8 protein-coding genes and 1 tRNA gene are annotated in these 11,997 nt (G+C 69.7%); 6 read left to right on the plus strand and 3 right to left on the minus strand.

The genetic code is table 11. From position 1 onward, the window contains the following. Nucleotides 1-90 precede the first annotated feature (90 nt). From ACO07Z_RS12570 to ACO07Z_RS12585, 4 genes are read left to right on the plus strand one after another with little or no spacing between them, the layout of a single operon-like run. Nucleotides 91-2,490 carry a TonB-dependent siderophore receptor gene (locus ACO07Z_RS12570; protein ID WP_421699024.1) on the plus strand — a complete coding sequence of 800 codons (2,400 nt, stop codon included), beginning with the start codon at nucleotides 91-93 and terminating at the stop codon, nucleotides 2,488-2,490. 9 nt (nucleotides 2,491-2,499) lie between these two features. Then, the gene (locus ACO07Z_RS12575; protein WP_421699025.1) at nucleotides 2,500-3,396 is read left to right on the plus strand and encodes an ABC transporter substrate-binding protein; all 897 of its coding nucleotides are present in this window, start codon (nucleotides 2,500-2,502) and stop codon (nucleotides 3,394-3,396) included. After that, nucleotides 3,393-5,366, plus strand: a complete 1,974-nt coding sequence (fhuB, locus tag ACO07Z_RS12580) for a Fe(3+)-hydroxamate ABC transporter permease FhuB (protein ID WP_421699026.1) — start codon at nucleotides 3,393-3,395, stop codon at nucleotides 5,364-5,366. Before ACO07Z_RS12575 ends, fhuB begins: the two co-directional genes overlap by 4 nt. After that, nucleotides 5,363-6,226 carry an alpha/beta hydrolase gene (locus ACO07Z_RS12585; protein WP_421699027.1) on the plus strand — a complete coding sequence of 288 codons (864 nt, stop codon included), beginning with the start codon at nucleotides 5,363-5,365 and terminating at the stop codon, nucleotides 6,224-6,226. Before fhuB ends, ACO07Z_RS12585 begins: the two co-directional genes overlap by 4 nt. A gap of 181 nt (nucleotides 6,227-6,407) precedes the next feature. Here the strand turns inward: ACO07Z_RS12585 and ACO07Z_RS12590 are convergent, their stop codons facing one another. Further along, nucleotides 6,408-7,952 (minus strand): class I SAM-dependent methyltransferase, encoded by a 1,545-nt coding sequence (locus ACO07Z_RS12590; protein ID WP_421699028.1) that lies wholly within the window; start codon nucleotides 7,950-7,952, stop codon nucleotides 6,408-6,410. Nucleotides 7,953-8,230: 278 nt separating this feature from the next. Continuing rightward, nucleotides 8,231-8,307, minus strand: a tRNA-Arg gene (locus tag ACO07Z_RS12595). Nucleotides 8,308-8,477: 170 nt separating this feature from the next. On the opposite strand from ACO07Z_RS12595, the gene ACO07Z_RS12600 reads away from it, so the two are divergent. Beyond that, entirely contained in the window at nucleotides 8,478-9,401 is a 924-nt protein-coding gene (locus tag ACO07Z_RS12600; RefSeq protein ID WP_421699029.1) for a thermonuclease family protein, read from the plus strand. A 65-nt stretch (nucleotides 9,402-9,466) separates the two neighbouring features. Beyond that, nucleotides 9,467-10,906 carry a M48 family metalloprotease gene (locus ACO07Z_RS12605; protein WP_421699030.1) on the plus strand — a complete coding sequence of 480 codons (1,440 nt, stop codon included), beginning with the start codon at nucleotides 9,467-9,469 and terminating at the stop codon, nucleotides 10,904-10,906. 38 nt (nucleotides 10,907-10,944) lie between these two features. On the opposite strand, the gene ACO07Z_RS12610 is transcribed toward ACO07Z_RS12605, so the two are convergent. Then, nucleotides 10,945-11,826: an RNA polymerase factor sigma-32 gene (locus ACO07Z_RS12610; RefSeq protein WP_421699031.1), complete on the minus strand. Its 882-nt coding sequence runs from the start codon at nucleotides 11,824-11,826 to the stop codon at nucleotides 10,945-10,947. Between the last annotated feature and the right edge of the window lie 171 nt (nucleotides 11,827-11,997).

An 11,997-nucleotide genomic window follows, 5' to 3' on the forward strand; every position in this document is an offset into this window, starting at 1 on the left:
TTTACGGGGTCCGGGCCTCCCGGTTGTCTTCCCCTCCAGCGACCAGGCGCTGGCACGAGGGGATGAACAGAAATGGCTGAGAAGCGGTCTATGGCGGGCTCTCCCGCACGGCATCGCAGGTTGACGGCAGGGTTGATCGCCGGGCTTCTCGCTTCCGTCGCGCTGCCCGGTCTCGCTGTTGCCCAGCAGCCCGCCTCCGCAGTGGCCGGCCGTATCGCCTTCGATATTCCCGCGCAGGATCTCAATCGCGGGGTGCTCCTCTTCGCCCAGCGCGCCGGGGTCCAGGTGTTCTATGACACGGCGAAGCTGCAGGGTCGCCGCTCCTCGGCGGTGGCGGGCACGCTCACGCCGGCAGAGGCGCTGGCCCGCCTCCTCGCCGGCACCGGCCTCACCTATCGTTTCACCGGGCCAAATCAGGTCACCATCATCGATCCCAGCGCGACCACCGCGGCCGGCACCAGCCCGGACGGGGCGATCGAACTCGGCACCATCGACGTGCAGGGCAACGGTACGGTCGGCTATGTCGCCACCACCAGCGATGTCGGCACCAAGACCGACACGCCGCTGATCGAGACACCCCAGTCCATCTCCGTCGTCACCCGCGACGAGCTCAATGACCGCAACGTGCAGTCCCTCACCCAGGCGGTGGCCTATACGCCCGGCGTGCGCACCGGGCAGAGCGGCTTTGATCCGCGCTATGACGCCTTCACCATTCGCGGCTTCGACGCCACCTATAACGGCATCTACCGCGACGGGCTGCGCTGGCCGGGCGCGAACATGTCCGTGTTCAAGATCGAGCCCTATGGGGTGGAGAGCGTCACCGTGCTGCGTGGCCCGAGCTCCGCGCTCTACGGCCTCGGCTCGCCGGGCGGCCTGGTCGACGTCACCTCCAAGCGCCCGACCGAGGAAGCCTTCGGCGAGGTGGAGCTGCAGGGCGGGAATTACGAGTGGTGGCAGGGTCAGTTCGATGTCGGCGGGCCGATCGACAAGGACGGGCAGTTCCTCTACCGCCTGACCGGCCTGCTGCGCGACGCCGGCTCGCCCAACACTCTGGGCGGCGGCGTCAACGACATGGCCTTCATCGCCCCGGCGCTGACCTGGAAGCCGAACGACCAGACCCGCATCACCTTCCTCGGCGAGTACCAGCAGTCGGAAACCCCAGCCTCGCTGCCCTTCTATCAATGGCAGGGCCCGGGCGGAACCTTCAGCCGCGCGCCCGGCGACTATAACAGCCAGCCGCAGGAACAATGGCGCATCGGCTACCTGGCCGAGCACGACATCAACGACGTGTTCACGGTTCGGCAGAATCTGCGCTACGGCTCGGCCGACACCACGGTGCGCTACACCAGCGTGTACCCCATCGACCCCGTCACCAACATTGCCCAGCGCGGCACCGGCTATGTCCACGACCTGCTCGATTCCTTCGCGGTCGACAATCAGGTGCAGGCCGATTTCGTCACCGGCCCCGTCACGCACAAGTTGCTGGTGGGTCTCGACTACACCTATCTGGCGCTGGATGGCGGCATCGGCTTCGGCACGGCGGCGGATTTCAATTTCACCACCGGCCAGCCGCTCGGCCCGACTTTCGATCCCCCGTTCAACTATGCCCGCTACAAGCAGACGCAGAGCCAGACCGGCATCTATGTGCAGGAGCAGGCGACGTTCGACCGCTGGATCGTGACGCTGACCGGCCGCTACGACTGGGTGTCGTCCACGGATGACGACCTGCTGACCTTCACCACCGAGAACACCGACGACAATGCCTTCACCGGCCGCGCCGGCCTCACCTATCTCTTCGACAATGGCATCGCGCCCTATGTGAGTTACGCGACCTCCTTTGCGCCCACGCTCGGCGTCGATGCCAGCGGCAATGCCTTCGTGCCGACCACGGCACGGCAGATCGAAGGCGGCGTGAAATATGTGCCGCCGGGCTTCGACGGCTATTTCACCGCCGCCGTGTTCCAGATCAATCAGGAAAACGGGCTCACCACCGATCCCCTCAACCCGCTGTTCCAGGTGCAGACGGGCGAGGTGCGGGCGCGGGGCTTCGAGCTGGAGGCGGTGGCCAATCTCGGCAATGGGCTGAAGATTCGCGGCGCCTACACCTATCTCGATCTCACCAATGTCGCGGGCGATCCCGACACGATCGGCCTCTCCCCGTCGGGCCAGCCGCAGAACGCCTTCTCCATCTGGGCGGACTACCAGTTCCAGGAGGGCAGCAAGTTGGCCGGGCTCGGGATCGGCGCGGGCGTGCGCTACACCGGCGCCACCTGGGGCGACACGCTCAACACGTTCCAGAACAGCGCCTACACGCTGGTCGATGCCAAGCTGAGCTATGATTTCAGCTATCTCGACGCGGCGTTGAAGGGCTGGAGCCTGCAGGTCAACGCCCAGAACCTGCTCAATGAGGAGTATGTCACCTGCGATGCCGGCTATTGCTATATGGGCGCGCCGCGCACCGTTCTGGCCGGGCTGAAATACCGCTGGTAGGTGCCGGTCGTGCCCGCCTTCCACACCGTCACCCGGCGCGGCCTGCTGGCCGCCGCCGCGCTCGGCCTTGTCGCGGCGCCGTCCCGTCCATGGGCTGAGGCGGCGCCGGCGCGGATCGTCTCCCTCGATTACGGCCTCGCCGAAACCTTGCTGGCGCTGGGCGTGACGCCGGCCGCCATCGCCGAGGCGGATCAATGGGCGACCTGGGTGGTGGAGCCGGCCATGCCGCCGGGGGTGGTCAATCTGGGGGCGGCGCAGGAAGCCAATATCGAACTGCTGCAGGCGCTGAAACCTGATCTCATCCTCGCCACGCCCTATCTGGCCGGCCTTCTCCCGGTGCTGCAGCGTCTCGCCCGCACCGAGAGCTTCGCCATCAACACCCCTGACCCCGGCACGCCCTATTCCCGCAGCCTCGATGCCACACGCCGGCTCGCCGGGCTGATCGGCCGGTCACGCGAGGGCGAGGCGCTGATCGCCGCCAGCGCGGCGCGCATGGACGAGACACGCGCCGCCCTCGCGCCGGTGGCCGCCACGCCGGTGTTTCTCGTCAGCTTCATGGATACCCGGCATGTCCGCGTCTATGGCGCCAAGAGCCTGTTCGACGACGTGCTGACGCTGTGCGGCCTCACCAATGCCTGGCAGGGCCCCGCCAATTACTGGGGCTTCGCCACGGTCGGCATCGAGCAGCTGGCCCGGGCGCCCGAGGCGCGACTGATCTATGTCGAGCCGATCGCCGCCGACGTGAAGGCGGCGCTGGCCCGCTCTCCTTTGTGGAACGCGCTCGGTTTCGTGCGGGCGGAGCGTGTGCAGGCGATGCCGCCGGTGCTGATGTCCGGCATGCTGCCCTCCGCCATGCGCTTCGCGCGGCTGCTGCAAGCGACCCTCTCGGGAGCGCCGCGCGGATGACGAGCCGGCTTTCTTTCGGTCCTGGCAGGCTGATCGGCCTTCTGGCGCTCGCCGCGCTTGGGCTCAGCGTGTCGACCCTGGCGCTGCGGCTTCCCACCTCGCTCTGGCTGGAGGCGTTGGCGACCCCCGACGTTGCCGATATCCGCCAGATGCTGGTGCGCTATAGCTACGCGCCGCGCCTCGTCACCTCGCTGCTGTGCGGCGGCGCGCTCGGCCTCGCCGGGGCGCTGCTGCAAATGGCGCTGCGCAACCCGCTGGCGTCGCCGACCACGCTCGGTGTTTCCGCCGGTGCCAATCTCGCCCTAGCGATGGCGATGCTGTGGGCGCCGGGGCTGCTGGCGGTGGGGCGGGAATGGACGGCGATGGCCGGCGGGCTCGCCGCCGCGCTGGTCGTGCTCGCCCTCTCCTGGTCGCGGCGGCTTTCCCCGCTCACTGTGGTGCTGGCCGGCATGGTGGTGAGTCTCTACTGCGGCGCGCTGGCAGCGATGCTCGCGCTGTTCAACAGCCACTACCTCGCCGGCCTGTTCATCTGGGGCGGTGGCTCGCTGAGCCAGCAGGACTGGGAGATTCCCCGCTTCCTGGCGCCGCGGCTAGCGCTTGCCGGCGTGGCCGCCGCGTTTCTAGTGCGCCCGCTTACCTTGTTGACCCTCGACGACGACCAGGCGAAGGGCCTGGGCCTGTCCGTGCCGCTGATCCGGCTCTCCGCCCTCGCCCTCGCCGTCGCCCTCACCGGCTTCGTCGTCGGCACGGTCGGCGTCATCGGCTTCATCGGGCTGGCGGCACCGGCACTGGCGAACGCCGCCGGCGCCCGGCGGGTCGGGCCCCGCCTTCTCGCCGCGACGCTGCTCGGCGCGGCGCTGCTGTGGCTGACCGACCAGGGCGTGCAGCGGCTCGCCGGCGATGCCGCCGAAATGGTGCCGACCGGTGCCGTTACCGCCCTGTTCGGCGCGCCGCTGCTGCTATGGCTGGTCACGCGTCTGCGCCTCTCGCTGCAGCGGCCCGCCGGACCGGAAGAGGCTGTCCGCCGCGCCGCCCGGCCGCTCGTCATTCTCGGCGGGCTCGGGCTGGTGCTGGTGGTGCTCGTCCTGCTGTCGCTCGTCATCGGCTATGGGCCGGAGGGCTGGAGCGTCGCGCCCGATCTCGTGCCTTGGCGCTGGCCGCGGGCCATTGCCGCCCTCGCCGCCGGGGTGATGCTGGCTTGCGCCGGGGGTATGCTGCAGCGCCTGACCGGCAACCCGATGGCGAGTCCGGAAGTGCTGGGGGTGAGCGCCGGCGCCGCCTTCGGCCTCATCCTCGCTCTGTTCGTTCTGGATTCCAGCGCACGCGGGCCGCAGCTCGGCGCCGCGACACTGGGCGCCCTGCTGGCCCTGCTCGCCATTCTCGCGCTGGGCCGCAGCCGCGTCGTCGCGCCGGAGCGCATGCTGCTCGCCGGCGTCGCGCTCGGGGCGATGTTCGACGCGCTCGTCACCGGGCTGATGGCGGGCGGCGATCCGCGCGCCATGCTGCTGCTCAACTGGATGACCGGTTCGACCTATGGCGCGACCGCGACCGATGCGGCCGTCGCGGCGGCGGCGGCCATGGTCAGCCTCGCCGCCCTGCCGCTGGTCGCGCGCTGGCTCGACATCGTGCCGCTAGGCGCGCCGACATCCACCGCGCTCGGCCTGCCGCCCCGCCGGAGCCAGGTCGTGCTGCTGGTGCTGACCGCGGCGATGACGGCGGTGGCGACGCTGGTGATCGGCCCGCTCACCTTTGTCGGGCTGATGGCGCCGCATCTCGCCCGCTTCCTCGGGCTGCAGCGGGCCCTGCCGCAGCTCGTCGCCGCAGCGCTGCTCGGGGCCATCCTTATGGTGGCGGCGGACTGGCTCGGCCGAACGCTCGCCTTTCCCTGGCAGATCCCGGCGGGCCTGACCGCCACCTTCATCGGTTGCCCGGCCCTGATGTGGCTGCTGGCACGGAGACACAGCGCATGACGATCCCCGCCCGCATTCCCGGCACCGTGCAGTTCAACCTCGCCTCGCGCGAAGGCGGCGAGCCGCACCGCATCTTTCTCTACACCCCGCCGGGCGAACCGCCCGCGGGCGGCTGGCCGGTGCTGTACCTGCTGGACGGCAACGCGGTCATCGCCACGGCGGTAGAGGCCATGCGGGCGCAGGCGCCCTATACGCTCGGCACGGGCATCACCTTCGGGGTGATCGTCGCGGTCGGCTATCCCACCGAGGAGGCCTATGACAGCCTGCGCCGCTCCTGGGATCTCGGCCCGCCGCCGGGCCAGACCTACCCGCCCTTCGTCGAGGGCGGCCCGCCGGTCCGCACCGGCGGCGCGGACGCGTTCTTCGCCTTCATCGAGAATGAACTGAAACCCGAGATCGCCCGCCGGGTGCCCGTGGATGCGGGCCGGCAGGCGATCTTCGGCCATTCCTTCGGCGGCCTGTTCGTGCTGCACGCCTTGTTCCAGAAGCCCGACGCCTTCGCCGGTTGGGTTTCCGCCAGCCCGGCGATCTGGTGGGAAAGCGCAGGCATCGTGGAGCGGGCGCAGGCCTTCGTCGCTTCGGGGCGGGGCTGCGCCGGGCGTCTGCTGCTGCTGGTCGGCGAGTATGAGCAGCAGCTTGCGCCGTTCCAGATGGGGGCCGAAGACGCGGAAAAGCGTCGCGCCAGCTTCCTTGAGAGCCGGATCGTCGATCACACCCGGGAGATGGCCGAGCGGCTGGCCCCGGTGCCGGGGCTGGCGACGGCCTACGAATTCCTGCCCGGCGAAACCCATATGTCGGTGCTGCCGGCCTCGGTCAACCACGCGCTGCGCGTTGCCTTCGGCGTGCCGCAGGGCGGATGAGGCGCGGCTGTTCGCGTCCGCTTCGTAGCCGGCGGCCGCACCCTCCTCGGACCGCTGGAGGTGATCTACGTCTAGCGATGGGCGTCGGCACCGCCGGCGGGGACGGTCCAGCCTTGTGCTAGGTGCGTTGACCGGCGGGCGTGTGCGGCCCGCCGGGCCGCACACGCCGCCGCCGAGGGGATCAGACCGCGATGCCGAGATGGCGCCAGACCGGCAACTGGCCCTTGCGCAGTCTTTCAATCAGTTCTGCAAGTTCGGCGGTGTCCGCCGCGCCGAGCGCGCGGTCGCCTCGCCGCATCTTCTGTCCCGACGCCTCGATCTGCCCGATCACCCGCGCCGCGACCGCCGCTGCGGAGGCGTCCGGCTCAGCGAGAAGCGCGGGGAGCGCGAGACGGTCGAACTGGCCGGCGGCGATCGCCGAGCCTGCCACCGGCGCTGCAAGGAAGCGGTGAGTGTCGGCGATGGTCGCCATCGCGCAGATTGCCGCATTGAACCGGCGCGCCGCGCTCTGATCGCCTTCTCCGCCATCGGGGCGGCAGGGAAGCACAGCGGCGTTGTGCACCAGGAGTTCGAGGACGATCTGAACATCCTTCTCGGTGAAGCCCTCCGCTTGTGCCCGCTCGACAAGCTCCGCTCCCGTCGCGGAACCCTCGCCAAGGCGCGCCGCGAGGGTCGCCACCAACCCCGCCTTGGGCCGGGCGTCGCCGGAGGGGACCTTCCAGCTTTCCTTCGCCCCGGCTTCCGCCGAGGTGAGGGCGAAGCGGGCGCGCTCGAAGCACTGGCGCTGCTCGGCCGTGGTCAGCGCGATCGGCCCTTTCACATAGACGTCGCGGCGGAACTGCTTGTTCACCGCGAAGTCCTTCACCTGCTCGCGCATGGCGAGGTCGGTCGCGGAGGTCACCAGCTCGTGCATCTCCTTCGGCACGGCGAAGGAGATGCGGTTCTCGCCGACCGAGGCCGAGCCGATGAAGGTGAGCTTGGCCTCGCGGAACTGTGCGAAGGCGTCGGTCACATAGATCGGCGACCAGTGTTCGTTGAGGAATTCGTGGGCGAGATAGTGTACGTCCTGCTTGGCCATATGTTCGACCCGGCTCCGCACCGACGGATTCTGCGCCGTATAGGCGCAGCCGGGCTGGGCCAGCTGGGCGATCATCTCGCGTGCGCGCCCGATGCGGGCAATGCTGTCACCGGTGGAGCGGGCGGCCACCTGGCGGATCATATGCTGCAGCGGGGCGAGGGCCGTCCAGCCGGGATAGGTGTTGTAGCTGACATAGGCGATGCCGCCGGGCCGCAGCCGCGTGCGCAGGAAGTCAACGATCTCGCGTCGCGCCTCCGGGCTGACCCAGGTGAAGACGCCGTGCAGGGTGACGAAGTCGAAATCATCGAGCGCCGCGTCGCTGGACGCCCCCGCATCGCCGAAGCTCGCCTCCAGGAAGATGAGATTGGCGAGGCCCACCTTGTCGGCGAAGGCGCGAGCCTCGGCGATATGGGTCGGGTTGAAGTCGATGCCGACGAAATCCATGTCGGGATTGGCGGCGGCAAGCAGGGCGGTGCCATAGCCGCGTCCGCAGCCCAGCTCGCAATAGCGCAGCCGCCGCCCCGCCGGCGGGCCCTTCACGCCATTGGATTCGCAGACATAGGTAAGAAAGGCCGGAGAAAGTTCGCGATAATAGCCCAATGTGTAGGCGACATCGCTGACATAGCCGCCCATCCAACTCGCCGACATGATAACCCCCAAAGCCCCGCATGAGCTTACTCGGCTACATAGGCGGGCAAACCGCCGGGGATCAAGCGCCGGCGGAACGGTATTTAGCTAATGCCGGCGGCAAACGGGCAGATCGTCGGCGCGCGGCCCTGCCGCCCGGTCACCGGCGAAGGCACATCCAGGCGACGGCAGAAGGCTGTGTCTGCCAATAAGCGGTGACGGGGAACGCCACGCGCTGCACCCGTCGTTTCCGACGCATCGCGCGCGTTGTTTCCGTCAGCAGGCGTTCATTACGGTGGTGGCCTCCCGGAAGGGAATCGAACCCCTGACCCCAGGTTTAGGAAACCTGTGCTCTATCCTGCTGAGCTACCGGGAGTGACCGCGCGTACATGACCCGAATTGGGCGCGGCGATCAAGGGGGCCCGGGTGCATCGCCGTTCTCCCGCGGACAGGCCCCGCCCAGGCGGGGTGGGCGACGGCCGGGCTTTGCGCTAGGCTACCGCAAAGGCACGGGAGCCACGGGCCGGCGGCGCCGTGGAAAACGCCATGGCGACGCGCACGACCTCCAAGCTGTCTGACCCGCGCGTCCGTGCCCGCGTCCGGGCGAGCCTTGCGCCATGGGTGCTCGTGGCCATCGGCCTCTTGGTTCCGGGGACGGTTCTTGCCGCCTCCCCGCCGCCTTCTTCCGTCGCCGCGCCCTGCCTGCCGGCGCCGCTCGCGCGCGGTCATGTGGCTGAGGTGACGGCAGCTGGCGATCTCGTCCTGGACGACGGTTCCGTCCTGCGGCCCGCCGGGCTGGCGGGCGGCGGCGCGGGCACGGCGGTGAGCTGGCGGGCGGCGCTCGCCGGGCGGGTCGCGGGGCGCGAGATCGCCTTCGCCGCCGGGCCGGCGCGCGACCGGTATGGCCGGCGCGCCGCCCTTATCGCCTCTCCCGGCGCGGCGGCGGCGGAAGAGGGGGCGACCCTGCAGCAGGCGCTGCTGCGCGAGGGCCTCGCTGTGGCGCGGCCGGAAGACGCGGTGCTCGCCTGCTTGCCCGCCTGGCTGGCGGCGGAGGCCGAGGCACGGCGCGACCGGCGCGGGCTGTGGCGTCAGTTGCCGCTCGCGGCCGCCAATATCGCGGCTTTGCGCGCGCAGCAGGGGCGGTTCACAATCGTGGCAGGCCATATTCTTGACATTGGAAAGACGGCCCGCGTGGATTACCTCAATTTTGGCCGGGTTTGGCGGCAGGATATGACGGGAAGGGTCGAGGCCGAAGGCCGGGCGTCGCTGACGGCGCGCGGTCTGGCATCGGCCGATCTTGCCGGGCGCCATGTGCGGCTGCGCGGCACGCTGTTCGAGGCCGGCGGGCCGGCGATCACCGTGCGGCGGGCCGAACAGATCGAACTGGCCGGGAACGCGGTATACGCGTCGCCCGGCGACGCTATGGAAAACGGGGCGGAAGGCCGGGCACGGCGGACGGGGGACGAGTGACAGGAGCGAGGAGCACAAGCGGGACGCAGCGGGCCGCGCCTTTCGGGCGCGCGCGGGCGCTTGGCTTGTTGCCGCGCGCTTTGCTACTCGCGGCCTCGCTGCTTGTGGCCGGCTGCGCCGCCGTCGACGACAAACAGGCTTCCGCCCCGTCGGCGATCAGCCGCGATGACGCGCTGACCCCGGCGCAGCGCAAGGAACATGAGCGCCTCGTCGCCTCCTATGGTGGGGCCTATAACGACCCCAAGCTGCAGAAGCAGATCGAGGTCGTGGTGGCGCGCCTCGTCGCCGCCTCCGAGCGGCCGGATCTGCATTACCGCGTCACCATCCTCAATTCCCCGGCGGTCAACGCCTTCGCCCTGCCCAATGGTTCGCTCTATGTGACGCGCGGCCTGCTCGCCCTGTCCTCCGACAATGCCGAGCTCGCCTCGGTGCTGGCGCATGAGATGGCGCATGTCATCGCCAATCACGCGGCGACGCGCGAGGACCAGATGAAGCAGGCGGTGTTGGTCAGCCGCGTCATTTCCGATGTGGTGAACGATTCCGATCTCGGCGCGCTGGCGCTGGCACGCAGCCGTGTGTCGCTCGCCAGCTTCTCGCGCGGGCAGGAGCTGGAGGCGGACGCCATCGGGGTCGGCATCAGCGCCCGCGCCGGCTTCGATCCCTATGGTGCCGAGCGCTTCCTCACCACCATGGGCCGGCAGGCGGGCATGCGCTCCATGTCGATGAACCAGAGTGCCGGCGCGGATTCGCCCGATTTCCTCGCCACCCACCCGGCGACGCCTGAGCGCATTTCCATCGTCATGGCCAATGCGCGCGAATATGCCTCGCCGGACAAGCCGGGGGAGCGCGACCGCAAGCAGTATCTGACCGCGATCGACGGGCTGGTCTATGGCGACGACCCGAAGGAGGGCTTCGTCCGCGGCAGCCGCTTCTTCCATCCCAAGCTCGGCTTCACCTTCACCGCCCCCACGGGATTCACGCTGGAGAACACCTCGCAGGCGGTGCTGGGCGCCAGCGCCTCCGGCCGCGAGGCGCTGCGGCTCGATGCGGTGCGCGTCGCCGGCGACCAGTCGCTGTCGCAATACCTGTCCTCGGGCTGGATCGAGGGGGTGGAGATCTCCACGGTGGAAAGCCTGGTGCTCAATGGCTTTCCCGCCGCCACGGCGGTGGCGCGCGGCGACCAGTGGTCGTTCCGCATGTTCGCCATCCGCTTCGGCAGCGATGTCTACCGGCTGATCTTCGCCGCGCGCGAATTGACGCCGGATCTCGACCGCGCCTTCCGCGAGGCGGCGGAAACCTTCCGCCGCGTGTCCATCGAGGAGGCGGAAAACGTCAAGCCGCTGCGCCTGCGCATCGTCACCGCCGGCCTCACCGACACGCCCGAGCGCATGGCGGCGAAGATGGACGTGCAGGACAAGGCGCTGGAGCGGTTCCTGATCCTCAATGGCCTCAATCGCGGTGACAAGCTCGGCTATGGCGAGCCCTACAAGATCATCGCGGAATAGGCGGAGGCCGTCCGGTCAGGCGGCGCCTCGGGCCCGCCTCAGGCGGTGAAGGCGCCGCGCGGCACGTCCGGCCCGTTGGTCAGGGCGAAGCGCAGCTTCTCGATGGCGCGGCTCTCGATCTGCCGCACCCGCTCCTTGGAAATGCCGAGCCGGGCGCCCAGCACTTCCAGCGTCTCGCTCTCATCGGTCAGCCGACGCGCCTTGATGATGCGGAACTCGCGGTCATTGAGCCCGCGCAGCGCGCCGATCAGCCAGCGCCGCTGGCGCTCGCCGTCAATCTCGCGGCTCACCTGCTCGTCGGGCAGCGGATCGGTGGCCACCAGCTGGTCGAGCCGTTCCGCCCCGTCCTCCTCGCCGGCGGCGAGCGGTGCGTTGAGCGAGAGGTCGGGAATGTTCAGCCGCGCATCCATCCGCGCCACTTCGGTGGAGCTCACGCCAAGCTTTTCGGCGATGGAGCGGTGCAGTTCCTCGCGGGTCGGGGCGGCGGCGCCTTCATTGGCGCGCTCCAGCCGTGCCCGCACCCGGCGCAGATTGAAGAACAGCGCCTTCTGGCCGGAGGAGGTGCCGCCGCGCACGATCGACCAGTTGCGCAGCACATAGTCCTGGATCGCGGCGCGGATCCACCAGGTGGCATAGGTGGAGAAGCGCACCTCGCGCGTCGTCTCGAACCGGGCGGCGGCTTCCATCAGCCCGATATGGCCTTCCTGCACGAGGTCGGACATGGGCAGCCCGTAATTGCGGAAGCGACGGGCAATGGCGAGGGCGAGGCGCATATGCGCGTGAATGAGCGCGTGGAGCGCCTTCTGGTCGCCTTCCTCGCTCCAGCGGCGGGCGAGGTCGTATTCTTCCTCGCGTTCGAGCAGCGGCGTCGCCATCGCGGTGCGCGCCATCTGGGTGCTGCGGCTGGCCTGTTCGCTCATGCGCCTCTCCCCGAACCTGCCGGGCGGGCGACGGCATACACCGGCGGATGACCGCCGGGGGCGCCGCGCCCAGGCCCGAACGGGGCATCAACGCGCCGGGGCGCCGGAAGTTCCCGCGCGGGCGCCGCGAGATAGGGCGCAAGTAAGCCTTGTCAATGAACGGGCCTTGTC

This window comes from Ancylobacter sp. (assembly GCF_965229075.1).
Classification (GTDB): Bacteria; Pseudomonadota; Alphaproteobacteria; order Rhizobiales; family Xanthobacteraceae; genus Ancylobacter.